Origin of the sequence: Lujinxingia vulgaris (assembly GCF_007997015.1) — a bacterium.
GTDB lineage: Bacteria > Myxococcota_A > Bradymonadia > Bradymonadales > Bradymonadaceae > Lujinxingia > Lujinxingia vulgaris.
Genome location: NZ_VOSM01000001.1, coordinates 567719 through 584225, shown reverse-complemented (window position 1 = coordinate 584225; position 16507 = coordinate 567719). Strand labels below are relative to the sequence as shown.

Genomic DNA, 16507 nt, shown 5'->3' with positions numbered 1-16507 from the left:
CTCAGGTTTTCAGACCGGCATCTTAGCCGATCTGAAGACGGAAGAGCTGCTGCCCCATCAAGATTAAGTCGCCATTGGCAAGCTGCCGCTGACCGCGAATCTTGATGTAGGTGCCATTGCTGCTCCCAAGGTCGCGCAGGTAAACGCGATCCTGATCGCGGTAGATGCGCGCGTGTTTGCCCGAGACGAACCCGTCATCCCGAAAGAGGATCGTGCCGATCTCGCGCCCCAGCGTCACCTCACTTGTGTGCACCTCGTAGGCGCGCGTCTCCACGTCCGGTCCTCCGATCAGCGCGAGGCGCCCCCACACCCCGCGATCGGGACTGCCCTGACGCTTGACCTCCGCGTCATCTCCCTTCCAATCGGTGGGCAGGGCCTCCAACGTCTCCGCCATCTCAAAACGAAGAAGCTCCTGGCCGACGCGAATCATATCGCCGTGCTCCAGCTCCACATCGTCGCGAAGTCGCCAGAAGACGCCGTTGATGCTGTCGAGATCACGCAGCATCACACGCCCACTCTCATAACTCACCGCGGCATGCTCCGGGGAGAGGAAGGGATCGTTGGCGAGCACCTCGTGCTCGCTCTTACGTCCCAGCGTCACCCCTTTGCTCGTCAGCTCGATGCGCGCGCCCTCGGAGCCATCCGGCCGAATCACCGTCAGCTCACCCAGTCGGCGAGCCTCCTCCTCGGGCTCACTGCTGGCCGGACGCGGTCCGCCGGTGAGGGTGGTCTCTTTCACCGAGGGCTCCGTCACCGTCTGCTGCAGCGATCCGCCGCAGGCACCGCAAAACTTAAAGCCCCCCGGCACCGCCGCACCGCAATGCGGACAATCCAACGTGTCGGGCTGGGCTTTGGGCTTGGGCGCCTCCAGCGCCGAGCCACACCCCAGACAGAACTTAAACTCGTCCTCGTTCTCCCGACCACAGCTCTTACAAATGATCACCGGCGGCTCCCTTAAAGTGCGACGCGAATCAGGCATGGAAACAGGCTCGATTTTCTAACAAGGAAGCCCGCCCCACGCAACACGGTCGACGACATCACCAAAACCTCCAGCGCGTCGCCCTCCTCCCCGATCGCATCCCGCACCGGCCCCTGGTCTCTGTCCCCCGCGGTGCGCACCATTGCGAGAGCCTCGCCACGTGCTACCTTGAAGTCGCCTGACCAACTGGCCTCTTACGTCTCCCGGGGGACGTCTTATGATGCGCACACAGAACGTTGGCCCTATCGCATATTGTTTTCTCTTGATGGTACTCGTCGCCGGCTGCGCCACCACGCCGGATGTGGGAGTGCGCGACGACTACCGCAGCGCGAAGGTCCGCTCGGTTGCCGTGGTGCCCTTCTATGCCTCCGGCACCTTTGGCCTCCCCGACGCGAATTTCGAGCCGCTGCGACTGGCCTACCAGGCCCAGGCCATCGCCTGGCTCGAAGAAATGGGCTTTGAAGTGATCGGCCCCGATGCCCTGGAGAGTCATCTTCGCGAGCGCGACCAGTGGGAGATTTTTGAAGAAGGCGTGCTCCTGAGAGGCTCACTCACCCGATACTTCGAGCCCGTCGAAGACCAACCCGAGCCCCGGGTCGAAGTCCTCACCCTGCGCACCCTCTCGTCTCAAGACGCCTTGCCCGCCGACACACTGCTCGTCGGACAGATCGTCTACCACAGCCGCGGCACCTGCCGTCAGTCGCCCGACGAGTTCACCCGTTACGCACGCACCTCCAGCACGGCCGACGCCCCGTCGGAGTTTCCGCGCCCCTGCGTCGTCAGCCACTTTCAGGCCAAACTCGTCGACGCGCGCACTGGCGAGACGATGTGGTTTAACCGTATGTACCGCGAGTTCTACAGCCGTCAGCTCAACGAAGATGTCACGCGGCAAAACATCAGCCGCACCGTCACCGACACGCTTAGCCAGGACTCCGGCCTCTCGCAACTTCTGGCCAACGACGCCGCCCCCACCTCCGAGGCCAGCGCCGCCCGCCCCGACTGAATCAGCCACGCCCCACCACAATACGCCCCAGCGGCTGAATCGTCAGCGCCGGGTCGAGCTCCTGGTAGGCCAGCACCACTGCATCCGGGATCTCCATCGCCACCAGTCGCTTGAGGTAGCGCCGCACCCGCTGGTCCGTGAGCAGAATCGGCGCACGCGCCCCCTCCACATCCCCGCTGACCTGAGCGCGCACAGCCCCCAGAATCTCCTGAATGTCCTCCGGCGCCAGGGTCAAAAAGCTGCCTCGCTCCCCGATGCGAATCGCGCTCTTAATCACCTCCTCGATCTCCCGGTCCACAAGATAGACCAGCACGCTCCCCTCCCCACCGGAGTACTTATGCGTGATGTACGGGCTTAACCCGGCACGCACCTCCTCGGTGAGCTTCACCGGGTTCTTCTCACTTCGCGCCCGGTCTGCCAGCACTTCCAGGATCGTCGGCAAGTTTCGCAGCGAGATCCCCTCCTCGGCCAACCGCTTCAATATCTCGGTGAGCTCCTGAAGCCCGAGTTGCCGCGGCACCACCTCGGCCACCAGCGCCGGATAGGGCCCCTCGAGTTGATCGAGCATCCCGCGCACGCTCTGCAGGGTCACAAATCGGTGAGCGTTGGTCTTGATCGCCGCGCTCATCTTCAACAACACGTAGTCCGCCGTGTCCCACACCTGGTAGCCGGCCTCTTCCAGCCGCTCGCGCGCATCGGCCGGAGCCCAGCATGCCGGCTGGCCGGTCACCGGATGGCGCGCCGGACGAGCCTCAATGCCAAACACCGCAACCCCCTCCGGATCATCGCCGACCATCACCTCATCAAGCGGTACCTCGACGCGCTCCACGGGGATCTCATCGAGCATCACCGCCATCGCGCTGCCATGACCGCTCCCCACCCGCATGCGCACCCCGGGCACCTTGACCCCGGTCTCAAAAAAGATCCCCTCGCGCATCGCCGGAATCATCTCCCTCAACCAAAGCTCCCGCTCCTCGCCCATCGCCTCGGCCAGCGCCGCCCCCAACTCCACGGTGAGCGGCGTCACCGCCGGAATCATCGCCCGGGCCTGACGCGCGCCCTGCTCGGCCTCACGCTCAATCGAGGCCACCTCCCGGGCCTCCTGCTCACTCAAGCCATCGCCGCTCCCCTTCGAGCGCTGCAGCGCGTAAGAGACCGCCCCCACCGCCCCGCCCAGCGCCAGAAAGGGCACCACCGGCAAGCCCGGAATCATCGCCAACGCGATCAATAGCGCCGCCGCAATCGCCAGCGCCTTGGGCTGCTCCAGAAGCTGCGAGAAGATATCGCCCCCCAGGTGCGCCCCTTCATCGTCGCTGGCCACCCGCGTCACAATGATGCCGGCGGTCGTCGCGATCAAAAGCGCCGGGATCTGGCTCACAAGCCCATCACCGATCGTCAAAAGCGTATAGACCTGGGCGGCCTCCCCGGCCGACATCTCCAGCTGCATCACCCCGATGATCATCCCGGCCACAATGTTGATCGCCGTCATGATGATGCCCGCAATCGCATCACCCTTAACGAACTTCATCGCCCCGTCCATCGCCCCGTAGAGCTGGCTCTCCCGCTGCACCAACGCGCGCCTGCGACGCGCCTCATCCAGATCGAAGGCCCCGGCGCGAAGGTCGGCGTCGATCGACATCTGTTTGCCCGGCATCGCGTCCAGCGTAAAGCGCGCCGCCACCTCCGAGACTCGCTCCGAGCCTTTGGCGATCACCAGAAACTGAATCAAGGTCAGGATCAAAAAGATCACCGCCCCCACCACGAAGTTCCCCTGCACCACAAAATCCCCGAACGCCGCGATCACGTCACCGGCGTCGGCGTGCAACAAGATCAGACGCGTCGACGACACATTGAGCGCCAGTCGAAAGAGCGTCGTGATGAGCAAGATCGACGGAAACGCCGCAATCTTCAGCGCGCTGGGAATGTACAGGCTCACCATCAAGAGCGTCACCGCCAGCGCGATGTTCAACGCCAGCAACAAGTCCAGCACCAGCGTGGGAAGCGGCACGATCATCATGCCGATGATCCCGATCACCAGCCCCGCCAAGAACACATCGCTGTAGCGCTTTAACCACCGCTCCATTCCCATCATCGTCTGTCCCTCAACGCAGGTCCTTTAGGCCGGACCGGCGCCCCGTGCGCACGGCCCACCCTCTATTGTCGTGCGCTGCGCTGAAGTTTTGCGTCGAAGACAAAAAAAAACGCCTCCCCGGGTGCCGGGGAGGCGTTTTAGCAAAGACGTCGAACGCGCTGCGCACTCCAAATCCAGTGCTCAGCGCGTCGTCTTCCGCGGATTACTCCTCAGGAGCCGGAGCCCAGGGGTAATCGCAGTAGCCAGCCTCGGTGCAGGTCAGCTGAACACTGGACTCACCCGAGAGCGGAATCGCCGGGCAGTCCGAAACTTCGTCTTCTGCATTATAGGTGCAAGGCTGGGTGCAGAACTTGAAGGGGTGGCACGCGGTCGCGGCGGGAATACCTTGCTGCGCGGTGTTCTCTTCGCAACCAGTGACTTCTGCCGTCGGATCGCAATCTTGGACGTCACAAGAGCCGTACGCGAAGAGGTCACCGGCCTGGTTCGAGCCGAAGAGCGACGGACGGCAGGTCGCGTTGCCGCGATCACCACAGTCGGCGAGCTCAAGGCACTCCTGCTGACAGATCGAGATGGACTGTCCATCAACCGACTGGGTGGAGCAATATCCCCCATCAGTTCCACAGTTGACGTCGGGCTCATACAGGCTGCCCGTCTTTTCGCAGAGCGAGACGCAGTAACCACCCTCAATGGGCTCCTCATTGTCTTCGGTGACGCAGAAACCATCGTACGCCGAACCGCTGCAATCGGCATCGGTGGTGCACTCGCCACCGATCGGCGCCGCTTCGCAGCCGCACACGTCGCTAAAGATCACATCTCCACCCTGCGCGTTATAAACGCCCAGCTCCGAGCATGCGAACGCTTTACCTTCATCGCCAGCGCAACCGGCACCATCAAGCTGCTCGGCCTCAGCTTCAAACTCTTCACAAGCAACTTCGCTGGCCTCGGCTTCCGCCAGGCAACCCTCGCTGATCTCAATCGGCTGACCGTCCCGACCTTGAAGAGTCTGGCCGTTCAGGCACCAGTCAAGCTCCTGGCTACGCACGTCGGCATCGCCACCACAGTGCTCATCGATGCACGCACCGAACTGAGCTTCGCAGTAGCTCTCGCAGACCACCTGCGGATCACATGCGTTAGGATCGGGATCGGGATCAGGATCAGGATCGGTCGTCTCACGGCACACGCTGACTTCACCGGCCGGACGGCAGGCAAAGCCTTCACCGCAGGGATCTTCCTCACCTGCAACAACTTCGCACGTGTCGTAGCACTGTGCCGGGTTCGACCCGATCACAAGGTAGGCCTGATCTTCAGTGCACTGGCTGTCCTGCTCGTCTTCGCCACAGCCCACACCAAACGCCATGAACATCGTGGCCAGACCGGCCAGGATGCCATTGCGCAACATGCTCTTCTTCTTGCTCATCATCACTACTCTCTCCTCAAACCAAACGGGTTGCGTTGCGTGCCCGCGTCATAAACAAGCGCTTTCAGGGTGCGACTCGTCCTTGCCCGGACACTACGGCTGAGCCCTCCACCAAGGAGGACAAGGCCAACACGTGATTCTTAGCCAAAGCCGGGATCAGCGGAAACACATGCAACAACCAGGGTGTTGTTGGCGGGCAGCGCAACCTGCTCCGATCCTATAGCTCGCCAGAAACGTACCAGCGTACCTTACGAATCTGACCTTCTGTGTCAAGAACGTGTCGCAGCGTGTCATACACGCTCAGCGAAAGGGCATCACCGCGTCTGCCGGTCGGCGCGCAAAATGCACCGGATCGTCGTGGGAGGGCTCCGAGCTCAGATGCGAGACGGCCGCCTCCACGCAGCGTCGCAGCCAGGCCCCCACGCTGCGTCGTCGGCTCTGCTGCGCAACTTCGGTCGCCACCCGCGTCCACTCCGCGGTCGGCTCCTCCCCCTCCCCGCTGCCGGGCATCGGTGCCTGCTCAAGCTCATAGGCCCCCTGCAGAGCCATCTCAATGGCGCCGATCATCTCGGCGGCCGAGCCAAAGCGCGAGTCCGGGCGCTTCTCCAGCGTGCGCAAAATCACCGCCTCAAACCCACCGGAGAGCCCCGGGTTGAGCTGACGCGGACGGTCCGGCGCGCGACGCGCGTGGGCCTCCATCAGCTCGCGAACCTCCATCCCCTCAAAGGGACGCCGGCCACAGGCCGCCTCATAGAGCATCACCCCCAGGCTGTAGATATCGCTGGCCAGGCAGACGTCTTCCGGGTTCACGACTTCTTCCGGCGAGATGTAGGCGGCGGTGCCGACGATCTTGGTGCGCTCGCTCTCGCTGAGCGGATCTTCGATGAAACGCGCCACCCCAAAATCGATGATCTTGGCGGTGTAGCGCCCCTCAATCTGCGCGATCATCACATTGGCCGGCTTCATATCGCGGTGCACCACCCCCTGGCGATGCGCGGCGGTCAGCCCACGCAACACATCGACAAAGACACACCCGAGCGTCGCCTCATCGAGCTGCTCGCTGTGCAGCGCGCGCCAGTGCTCCAGGGTGTGACCGTCGATGTACTCCATCACGAAAGCCAGCGTATCGCCGTCTTCAATAATCTCGTGAAAACGCGCCACGTTGGGGTGCTGCATGCGCATCATGATGCGCGCTTCCTGATAGAACTTCAGGCGCTTGGTCGCGTCGGCGACCAGATGAGGGTGCAGCACCTTGATAGCCACCGGCTCAAAGCGGTCGCGTCGCCTGGCTTTGTAGACGTAGCTGGTCGCCCCGCTGCCGGCAAAACCGGTGATCACGTAGGGGCCGAAATGCTGGCCGTAACTTAGCGTAGCCTGGGGCTGCGAGGTCGGCGCGCCGGGCGCGCGGCGAATGTGGCTGGTCATGACACCCTCCCTGGTGCACTTCAGGTGGCGCTCCCGTCCATGGGAGCTCCTGCCCGAAGTGTTACAGAGGGTGGGGAGGTGTCAAAAAATCTCTCAGCTCTCGTGGAAGGGCTTAAGCGAGTCGGCGCGGTTGGGCACGCGCAGCTTCTCGAGCGCCTTGGCCTCGATCTGACGGATACGCTCGCGGGTGAGGTTGAAGTCCTGGCCGACCTCTTCGAGCGTGTGGTCACTCTTCTCGCCAATGCCGAAGCGCATACGCAGGATCTTCTCCTCTCGCGGCGTCAGCGTCGCCAGAAGCTCCAGGGTCTGCTCGCGCAGGTTACGCGTCTCCGCCTCATCCATCGGGCTTGGCGAGTTAATGTCTTCGATGAAGTCGCTCAGCTGGCTGTCTTCATCGTCGCCCACCGGCGTCTCCAGGCTCACCGGATGACGTGAGATCTTCATCGCGCGGCGCACCGCCTCAACCGACATCTCCAGCTTCTCGGCGATCTCCTCGGCCTCCGGCTCTCGCCCCAGCTCCTGCTCCAGCTGGCGGGAGGTGCGCAGAATCCGGTTGATCGTCTCAATCAGGTGCACCGGGATGCGGATGGTGCGCGCCTGGTCGGCAATGGCGCGCGTGATCGCCTGGCGAATCCACCAGGTGGCATAGGTCGAGAACTTGTGACCGCGCTGGTACTCGAACTTCTCAACCGCGCGCATCAGCCCGATGTTGCCCTCCTGTATAAGATCCAGGAAATGCATGCCGCGGTTGACGTACTTTTTGGCGATGGAGACGACCAGGCGCAGGTTGGCGCGGATCATCTCGCTCTTGCCGCGCTCAGCGCGGCGCTCGCCACGCTCGATGTCTCGCACGGTCTGGCGCAAGACATCCTGCGACATGCCCAGCTCATGCTCGATGCTGTCGATGATCGCCACCGACTGCTCCAGCGCCTGATCCATCTCGGCGGCGATGGAAGCGTGAATGCGCTCTTTCTCAAAGTTCGGACGCTCACCCGCACGGTACAGCTCCCGCCAGGCGTCCATCTTCTCGCGCCGCACGCCGGCGCGCTGCGCGTAGCGGTGAAGGCGACGCTCACAGCGGTCGATGTTATCGACGGCGCCTTTAAAGTTATCGACGATCTCGTGGATAAAGCGCTGCGAGAGCAGACAGCCCTCCACCGCTTTCACCATCCGGGTGTGCGCGCGCTTGCGGGCCTGCTCGGCCTTTTTGATCGCCTCGGCCTCTCCCTTCTCCCGGGCGCGGGCGAGCTCGGCATCTTTGCGCTCCAGCGCACGCCAGGTGCGCCGCAACTTATCAAAGCGCTCAAAGACCTCGGGGGCCACCGGCGCGTCGCTGTCCTCGCCACTGGGCTCGTACTCGTCAAAAACCTCGCGCGCCCTCGCCGTCCCGGCGCGAAGACGATCCGGCACGGCCAGGATCATCTCGATGGCCGCCGGCGTGTTCACCAGCACCTCGAAGACAATCTCGCGGCCGGCCTCAATCTCCTTGGCCACGGCAACTTCGCCCTCCCGGGTCAGAAGGCTGACCTGGCCGATGCCTCGCAGATACATCTTCACCGGATCGAGATCGCGGAAGTCTTCGACCGACTGGGTTCGTTTGCGTTCTGTCCGCTTCTGTCGCCGCTGGGCGATGAAGTCGTCCTCAGTTTCGGTCATCGTGTCCCCGCGCCTGGCATTGGAGGCCTGTTCGAGATTGGTCATGGTAGCAGCCCTTGCGTTCGACAGACTCAGAAGAGTACCCGCTCCACACCGAGCCGGCCCTCCACACTCATGCACATCTTATACCAACAACAGATGTTGATTTTGGATGGCGCTTTCGCTAGCCACGGCAAAGACTTACCCGCCGCGGCCATGACACATGAGGCATCCGCGATGCGGAGCAACGTTTCACCTATCGGGGGTTTGCTACTCCACTTCATCCGAAGCGCTGAGGATCGTTGACCCCGCTATGAAAACTTTTCATAGACCGGGGGCAGAGCGCAGCGAGGCGCCTCATCCGGCTCAACGCGTAGCCCGGGACGCTTCTTCCCCCTCAAGATGTGACTGGTAACGCGCCGGCCCCACGGAGGGAGCCGGCCTGGACGTAAGGTGGCGATTAACGCCGCGAACGGTTGACGTCCGCAAGCACTGCGAGCGAATCGACTTCGCGTCGCATCTGCGAGAGCACGCGGCGACGGCGCTGCTCCCGCTCCTCGGCAATACGCCGCCCGGCCTCAGCCACTTCATCGTGGCGACGGCGTTCCCGCGCGAGCTCCTCACGCAGCGCCTCGACCTCCTGCTCCAGGCGAAGCGTCTCTTCAGCGTCCCCGACCGGGGTTGCGGCAAGCTGCGCACGAGCCTCACCGAGCTCTTCGCCCAGCGCGTCGCGCTCTTGCTCCAACGCGCGATGCGCTTTGAGCAGACGCTGCTGCTCAAAGTCCTGCGACTCCCGGGCCTCCTGCAGCGCATGCTGCGCCTCGGCGAGCTCGCGGCGCGCCTGAGTCAACTCCTCGAGAAGCTCCTCATCCGCGCTTACCACGCTGCCGGCAGGCCCGCTGGCCGAGCCCGAAAGACGCACCGACGCCCCGCGCTCCAGCTGCCGCCGCGCCCCGGCGATCGTGAACATCTCCACGTAGAGAAGCTCTTTGATCTCCAGCAAATGCTCAATGTCGTGACGCTGATAGACCCGCTGACCGCTCTTGGTCTTCTCCGGCTCCAGAGTGTCGAACTCCGTCTCCCAGTAGCGCAGCACGTAAGGCTCCACGTCAAGCAGCTTGGCGACCTCGCCAATCTTAAAATAGGTCTTCTCAGGCAGCTCAATCATCGCCGGCGAGGTCTTCTCGGAGGTCTGGGTCATGGGCTCAGTGCTCATCTGGTAGTCAGCGAAATCGAATCTCAAGGCTCGTTACAACACTCCGGCGATCAACGCTTGCCGTTGATCGAATCCTTGAGCACCTGGCTGACCTTAAAGCGCAACACGCGACGCTCCGGGATCACGATCTCAATTCCCGTGCGCGGGTTACGTCCCACGCGCTCGCCCTTCTCTCGCACCTCAAACTTGCCAAATCCGCTGACCTTGATCTCCTCGCCATCTTCAAGGGTCTCTTTCATCACCTCGAAGATGGTGTCGACGTAGTCCGACGCCTCGCGTTTGGTGATCCCGACCTTCTCGTAGACGGTGTCGACAATATCGGCTTTGGTAATCGTCATCTTCTTACAGCTCCTCACATCGATACGTAAGACACTCCGGCAGCGGGCCGGTTTGTAGTCGGCGCGGCCGCAGCACGCAACCCTCAGATCAGGGCTGCGAAAACTTCCCGGAAGATCCCCACCCGGGACATCAAAATCACAAGACGGGGCCCAGTCTAAGACAAGGCCCCGTCTTAGGAAACACGATTTTTGTGACTTATCGCAGACGAGCCCCGGTCTGGGACTCCACCGCCGCGAGCAGCGCGTTGTCGGCGGCCTCGATCTCGGCCTCCGTCAGCGTGCGATCGGGCGCGCGGTAGGTCACCTTAATGGCGAGGCTACGCTTGCCCTCGGGGATCGGCTGGCCGGTGTAAATGTCGAAGAGCGCGACACTCTCAAAGAGCTCGCCGAAGCCAGCGTCACTGCCGCAGAGCGAGGCGATCGCGTCTTCAAGTTTCGCGTAGGCCACCTCATTATCGACCACCAGCGCGAAGTCACGCACCACCGCCGGGAAGCGAGCCGACGCGCTGAACTTGCGCACCGGTGCGCCCTCCTCGATCAACGCCTCCAGGTCGACCTCGGCCACAAAGATCGGCTGATCGCTCCCCTCTTTTGACGCGACCGCCGGATGCAGCTGCCCGATAAACGCGACCGGCTGGTTGCCCACCGTCCACACCGCCTGCACCCCCGGGTGGAGGTAGGGTTCATCGACCTGAGGCTTGCTCCACTGCGCGTCAGCAGCGTCAAACGCCTGCCCCAGCGCCTCGACCATGCCCTTAAGGTCGAAGAAGTCCCAGCTCACCTCACCGCTCCAGTGGGTGCGCTTGCGACCGGTCAGGGCAATGCCCAGGGTGCGGCGCTCCTCGGTCATGAAGTAGCGACGACCGATCTCAAAGAGCCCCACATCCTGGCGGCGCTGCGCCCGGTTGACCTTGAGGTTGTTAAGCAGGCTGGGGATGAGCGTGGTGCGCATCAACGCCTGATCCTGCACTAGCGGATTGGCCACCCGGGGTGCAAGGCGCCGGGAGTCGTCTTCATCAAAGCGCAGACGATCAAGATCGCCCTCTCCCATAAAGCTGTAGTTCACCGCTTCGCGCAGGCCCTGGCTGAGCAGAAGATCGCGCACCCAGTTCAGCGCACGGCGCTCGGCGCGCGAGACGATCGTGCCGCGCTCGGTGTCCTTCTGCAGCTGGTGGGCGTGCCCCATCAGCGCGCGGGGAAGTGTCGCTTCGATCTTATCGAAGCCGTGCAAACGCGCGATCTCTTCTACGAGATCGATCCCGCGCTCGAGGTCCGGGCGGTAGGTCGGCACGCGGAAGCGCCAGCCCTGGTCATCTTCCTCTACCCGTTCTACGCCCACACTCTTGAGGTAGGCGAGCACCTGGGCGGGCTCAATATCGGTGCCCAACACCTGGTTGGCGCGATCTTTTCCAAGGGAGATCGCCGGCGTAGCCTCAACCCCCGGACCTTCATCCAGAATGCCGCTGCGCACGACCGGTGCATCGCCCTCAAGGTGCGACTGCGCCTGAAGAAGAAGCGCAACCGCCTCTCCCAGGTTATCGACGATCGCCCCCGGATCGATGCCGCGCTCATAGCGGTGGCTCGACTCCGAGTGCAGCCCGTGGCGCTTGGCGGTCACGCGCACCGAGCGCGGATCGAAGTAGGCGCACTCCAGCAGGATGCGCGTGGTGGCCTCGGTGACTTCGCTCTCAGCCCCGCCCATCACGCCGGCGATTGCCACCGGGCGCGATACATCGGCGATCACAAGATCGGCCTCATCGAGCTTATAGGTCTTGTGATCGATGGCCTCGATCGTCTCCCCGGCGGCGGCGCGTCGCACCACGACCTGCTGACCTTCGAGCTTATCGAGGTCAAAGGCGTGCAGGGGCTGGCCCAAATCCATGAGCACGTAGTTGGTCACATCGACGATGTTGTTGACGCTGCGCATCCCCAGCGCAGCCAGGCGCTGGCGAAGCCACAGGGGGCTCGGGCCGACTTTGACGCCCTCAAGCACCGCCGCGGTGTAGCGCGGGCATCCCTCCACATCGACAACCTCCAGGGCGGCGGCCCCCTCGATCGACTCGCCGGCGCCTTCCCACGCCGGCGCGCTCGTCTGCAGGCGTTCCGCGCGCAGCGTACGCCCGTAGAGCGCGGCGACCTCACGCGCCACACCGCGGTGGCTGAGGCAGTCGGGGCGGTTGGGCGTCAGCCCGATATGCAGCACCACGTCTTTAAGACCCAGCGCTTCAAAGATGGGCTTGCCCACAGGCAGGCTGCGGTCGAGGAGCATCAGTCCTTCGCTCTCGGTGGCGAGGTCGAGTTCCTCCTCGCTGCACAACATCCCGGCCGAGGCAACGCCCATGACCTTTCGCGCGCCGATGGCAAAGTCGATGCCGGGCGGCTCGGCGCCGGGGAGCGCCACCGGTACAAAGTCGCCGGCCTTCATGTTTTTGGCGCCGCATACGATCTGGCGCAGCTCCCCCTCACCGGCGTCGACCTTACACACCACCAGCCGGTCGGCTTTGGGGTGCTCCTCGATCGCGTCGATGCGGCCGACCACGATCTTCTCCTGGCCTTCGCCGATGCGCTCGACCTCTTCGACCTCCAGGCCGGCCAGCGTCAGGCGAGAGGCCAGCTCGTCGGCATCCAGATCTTCGATTTCCACCCACTGGTTGAGCCAGTTCAAGCTCACTTTCATCGTCTACTCGTCGTTCAAAAAGTCGTCTGTTGGCGCGCTTAACGAGGGCACCCTGCTCAGAACTGCTCCAGAAAGCGAAGATCGTTCTCGTAGAAGAGCCGGATGTCGTTGACGCCCAGCTTGAGCATCGCCACCCGCTCCACACCGAGCCCAAAAGCAAACCCGCTGTAGCGCTGCGGATCGATGCCCGAGGCTTCAAGCACGTTGGGGTCGACCATGCCCGAGCCCAGGATCTCCAGCCAGCCGGTGTGACTGCACACCCGGCAGCCCTGGCTGCGACAGAAGATGCAGCCGACGTCGACCTCGGCGCTGGGCTCGGTGAAGGGGAAGAAGCTCGGGCGCAGACGAATCGGCGTGCCCTCCCCGAAGCAACGCTCGGCGAAGAGCTGCAGCGTGCCTTTGAGATCGCCAAAGGTGACGTGCTCATCGATCAAGAGCCCCTCGATCTGATGGAAGACCGGGCTGTGGGTGATGTCGCTGTCGCAGCGGTAGACGCGCCCTGGCGAGATCACGCGCACCGGCAGCTCGTAGGCCTGCATCGTGCGCACCTGCACCGGCGAGGTGTGTGTGCGCAGCAGGCGCTGGTCGTCGAGCATGAAGGTGTCTTGCATATCGCGCGCGGGGTGATCCGGCGGGAAGTTCAACGCCTCGAAGTTGAAGTAGTCGCTCTCGATCTCGGGGCCTTCGGCCACCTCGAAGCCCATCTCTTCAAAGATGCCGATGAGCTCCTGCTCGATCTGGCGCAGCGGATGCCCCATCGAGGCGTGCAGCGGGCGCGAGGGCAACGTGATGTCGACGGCCTCTTCGCGCATCTTGCGCTCGAGCTCCTCGTTGGCCAGCGCACGCATACGCGACTCAAAGGCCTCTTCGATGGCCGTTTTGCAGGCGTTGGAGGCCTGCCCGGCCACCCGACGCGCCTCATGGGGCAGATCGCGCAGCACCTTCATCAGCTCCTGCACATCGCCCTTGCGACCCAGGTAGCGGTTCTTGATCTGAATGGCGTCCTCTTTACGAGGTGCCACGGCCAGCTCCTCGACGGCCTGCGCGGCCAGCTCTTCGAGCTTCTTGCTGAGCTCTTCCACGTTCATCGCGCCTTGTCCTTTTGCTTCGCGTCGATCGTTATCCGGCGGGAAAGACCGCCAAGAAAAAAACAAACGCCCCGATCGCCTCATCCTGACTGATGATTCGAAACGGGGCGTCACTCAACCTGCAGCGCTTCTTAGCGAGCGCCGCGATCAGTTCGTGGCGTTCTTCGCCGCGCTGACCACTTGAGCGAACCCGGCCGAGTCAAACACGGCCATATCCGCCAGGACCTTGCGGTCCAGCTCCACGCCGGCGCGCTTCAGACCACCGATCAGCGCGCTGTAGCTCATGCCATTCTGGCGAGCTGCGGCGTTGATACGGGTGATCCACAGGCGACGGAACTGGCGCTTGCGCTGACGACGATCGCGGTAAGCGTAGACCCAGGAGCGGTGCAGGGTCTCTTTGGCGTTCTTGAACAGACGACGGCGACCGCCGACGAAACCTTTGGCCGCGCGCAAGACCTTCTTGCGACGACGACGCGCTTTAAAACCTCTTTTGACGCGTGGCATAGCTCTTCCTCATGGTGGTGGGGCAACCCAGATCATAACCAGGTCAGACCGCAAACGTGGTGTCTTAACCTTCGCCAATAAGCTTCTTGACGCGAGGCTCGTCCGCCGGGTGGATGTACCCGTCTTTGCGGAGCTGACGCTTACGCTTGCTGCTCTTCTTGGTCAGGATGTGGGCGCGGAAGCCGCGGCGGTACTTCACTTTACCGCTCTTGGTCATCTTGAAGCGTTTGGCGGCTCCGCGATGCGTTTTCATCTTCGACATATCAATCTCCTGGACAGATGGCGCGTCGACTGTCGACACGCTCAAAAGCTCCCTTCGAAAGGGCGCATACAGCTACCTGAATGAAATCCGTCTGGCAACCCTCAATTTAGCCGCGTTGCGCGAAGTCGGCTCAAAAGGTCGTTGCCCGGCCCGGCGCCCTCATAAAAAAACGCCGGACGAAAACGTCCGGCGTCTTACATCTTCGAGCTCAGAACACTCAGCTCACGCTGACGTTCTTCGGGGTGAGAAAAAGCGTCATGTTGCGCCCTTCCATCCGTGCGCTCTGCTCAACCTGAGCTGCATCGGCCAGCTCCTCGGCCGCGCGCTGAAGCATGGTGCGCGCGATCTCGGGGTGAGTGATCTCACGGCCCCGGAACATCACGGTCAGCTTGACCTTGTTGTTCTCTTCGAGGAAGCGCCGGGCGCGACGAAGCTTGGTCTGGAAGTCGTGTTCGTCGGTCTTCGGACGAAACTTAACCTCTTTGAGCTCGACGCGTGAGGACTTCTTACGGGCCTCAGCGGTGCGCTTCTTCTGCTGATACTTGAACTTACCGTAGTCCATGATCCGCACGACCGGCGGGCGCGCCTGAGGGGCGACCTCCACCAGATCCAGGCCGAAACTTTCGGCCCTCTCCAGCGCGTCGTCCGAGCTCATGATACCCAGCTGCTCGCCATCGGGATCGATCACACGCACTTCAGGAGCGCGAATGCGACGATTAATCTTCGGTTCTTTATCCGCCATGGACCTCGATCAAAGCTCTAAGCGGGGGTTGTCGTTGCCGTAGCTCCAAAAACCCCGTCTAAATGCCAGAGCAGCCCCCTAACGCTCAATGCGAGGGAGCCGCCAGCCTGTATTTCTCAGTTGTCATTTCGGCCCGAAGGTTCCGCTCGAAGGCGACACGTTCTGGGTTTCGATGATATAGGCGCGGGCGGGATTGAACCGCCGACCCCTTCCGTGTCAGGGAAGTGCTCTCCCACTGAGCTACGCGCCTTGAATGGGATTCTGTGCTTCGTTGCTGCAGTGTTTTTCACCGCCGCGGCACGATTCGGTTTGTAGCCCTGCCCCCCCGGAGTGTCAACAGATTTTTCATACTTTTTTGCGCCCCGCAGCCCCCCATTCGCCACATGGCGCCACATTTCCAAGCGATATCAGCACGTTACACTTCAACAACACAACATCCACCCACCACCCCCTCTGGCAGACGCGCGATCCCGGACCGTACGAGGCTTGCCTCAAAGTACGGGTCCTATAATAAGGTGGGGATATGACGATCACCACGGAGATCATCGATGTTTGACGACATACTCAAGGCGGCGGCACGTGCCGGCAAAGAGCGCGGCGAGCTGCCCGCACCGACCCGAAGCTTCCTGCGTCAGGTCTGGCCGACGATGGTGGGTGAGGAGCTCACCCACCTCTGCGAGCCGCTGAGCCTCTTTGAGGGCACGCTGCGTGTGGCGGTGCGACATCCCTCGCTGGCCGATGAATGGAAGCGCCGTCCCCTGGCGCTGTTGCGTCGGGTTCAACGCTACGCCCCCTGGCCGGTGGAGCGCATCGAGATTCAGCTCGATGAGCGCGCAGGCCAACCCCTGCCTCCTCCCCCCAGGGAGGTCGTTGAGGCCTTTGAGCGCGGCGACGTTCAGATGATGGAAGAGGACCTCGACGATGAGATGAAACGACTCATCGCGTCGATCGAGCGGCTGCGTCGGGAGCGCGGCCAGGGATGAGCGCATCTGTCGCTCCGAGTAGCAGCGGGCGCGCCGCACCTTGCGACCTCGCCCGACATTAGGTAAGGACGAGCCGCATTGATCCGCAGGCGGTTCACGTTTTGGCGCAATGGGCGCCCTACCCCCCGGGTCTTTTTGACGAGAAA

At 62.9% G+C, this 16507-nt stretch carries 14 protein-coding genes and 1 tRNA gene; 2 read left to right on the top strand and 13 right to left on the bottom strand.

The annotated features are described in order from the left end of the window. Nucleotides 1-22: 22 nt before the first annotated feature. Nucleotides 23-979 (bottom strand): double zinc ribbon and FHA domain-containing protein, encoded by a 957-nt coding sequence (locus FRC98_RS02345; protein ID WP_146979690.1) that lies wholly within the window; start codon nt 977-979, stop codon nt 23-25. A 217-nt stretch (nt 980-1196) separates the two neighbouring features. Here FRC98_RS02345 and FRC98_RS02340 point away from each other — a divergent pair, with 217 nt between their 5' ends. Then, nucleotides 1197-1982: a hypothetical protein gene (locus FRC98_RS02340; protein ID WP_146979689.1), complete on the top strand. Its 786-nt coding sequence runs from the start codon at nt 1197-1199 to the stop codon at nt 1980-1982. A 1-nt stretch (nt 1983) separates the two neighbouring features. Here FRC98_RS02340 and sctV read toward each other — a convergent pair whose 3' ends face one another. From sctV to FRC98_RS02280, 12 genes are all read right to left on the bottom strand, one after another. Next, nucleotides 1984-4074, bottom strand: a complete 2091-nt coding sequence (sctV, locus tag FRC98_RS02335; RefSeq protein WP_146979688.1) for a type III secretion system export apparatus subunit SctV — start codon at nt 4072-4074, stop codon at nt 1984-1986. Nucleotides 4075-4276: 202 nt separating this feature from the next. After that, a complete protein-coding gene (locus tag FRC98_RS02330) occupies nt 4277-5494 on the bottom strand; it encodes a hypothetical protein (protein ID WP_146979687.1) in 1218 nt (405 codons plus the stop codon). A 297-nt stretch (nt 5495-5791) separates the two neighbouring features. Continuing rightward, nucleotides 5792-6916 carry a serine/threonine protein kinase gene (locus tag FRC98_RS02325; protein WP_146979686.1) on the bottom strand — a complete coding sequence of 375 codons (1125 nt, stop codon included), beginning with the start codon at nt 6914-6916 and terminating at the stop codon, nt 5792-5794. 93 nt (nt 6917-7009) lie between these two features. After that, nucleotides 7010-8572, bottom strand: a complete 1563-nt coding sequence (gene rpoD, locus FRC98_RS02320) for an RNA polymerase sigma factor RpoD (RefSeq protein ID WP_230467190.1) — start codon at nt 8570-8572, stop codon at nt 7010-7012. A gap of 439 nt (nt 8573-9011) precedes the next feature. After that, nucleotides 9012-9767 carry a MerR family transcriptional regulator gene (locus FRC98_RS21220; RefSeq protein WP_230467189.1) on the bottom strand — a complete coding sequence of 252 codons (756 nt, stop codon included), beginning with the start codon at nt 9765-9767 and terminating at the stop codon, nt 9012-9014. Nucleotides 9768-9817: 50 nt separating this feature from the next. Next, nucleotides 9818-10099: an integration host factor subunit alpha gene (locus tag FRC98_RS02310; RefSeq protein ID WP_146979950.1), complete on the bottom strand. Its 282-nt coding sequence runs from the start codon at nt 10097-10099 to the stop codon at nt 9818-9820. Between the two features lie 202 nt (nt 10100-10301). Continuing rightward, a complete protein-coding gene (gene pheT, locus FRC98_RS02305) occupies nt 10302-12782 on the bottom strand; it encodes a phenylalanine--tRNA ligase subunit beta (protein WP_146979684.1) in 2481 nt (826 codons plus the stop codon). A 56-nt stretch (nt 12783-12838) separates the two neighbouring features. After that, a complete protein-coding gene (gene pheS, locus FRC98_RS02300; protein WP_146979683.1) occupies nt 12839-13870 on the bottom strand; it encodes a phenylalanine--tRNA ligase subunit alpha in 1032 nt (343 codons plus the stop codon). Nucleotides 13871-14017: 147 nt separating this feature from the next. Continuing rightward, nucleotides 14018-14374 carry a 50S ribosomal protein L20 gene (gene rplT, locus FRC98_RS02295; protein WP_146979682.1) on the bottom strand — a complete coding sequence of 119 codons (357 nt, stop codon included), beginning with the start codon at nt 14372-14374 and terminating at the stop codon, nt 14018-14020. Nucleotides 14375-14438: 64 nt separating this feature from the next. Next, complete coding sequence (gene rpmI / locus FRC98_RS02290; RefSeq protein WP_146976317.1) at nt 14439-14636, bottom strand: 50S ribosomal protein L35; 198 nt, start codon at nt 14634-14636, stop codon at nt 14439-14441. A 217-nt stretch (nt 14637-14853) separates the two neighbouring features. Then, the gene (gene infC / locus FRC98_RS02285) at nt 14854-15378 is read right to left on the bottom strand and encodes a translation initiation factor IF-3 (RefSeq protein ID WP_146979681.1); all 525 of its coding nucleotides are present in this window, start codon (nt 15376-15378) and stop codon (nt 14854-14856) included. A gap of 178 nt (nt 15379-15556) precedes the next feature. Continuing rightward, nucleotides 15557-15628: transfer RNA gene (locus FRC98_RS02280), tRNA-Val, on the bottom strand. A gap of 298 nt (nt 15629-15926) precedes the next feature. On the opposite strand from FRC98_RS02280, the gene FRC98_RS02275 reads away from it, so the two are divergent. After that, the gene (locus FRC98_RS02275; protein WP_146979680.1) at nt 15927-16361 is read left to right on the top strand and encodes a DciA family protein; all 435 of its coding nucleotides are present in this window, start codon (nt 15927-15929) and stop codon (nt 16359-16361) included. The last annotated feature ends 146 nt before the right edge of the window (nt 16362-16507 follow it).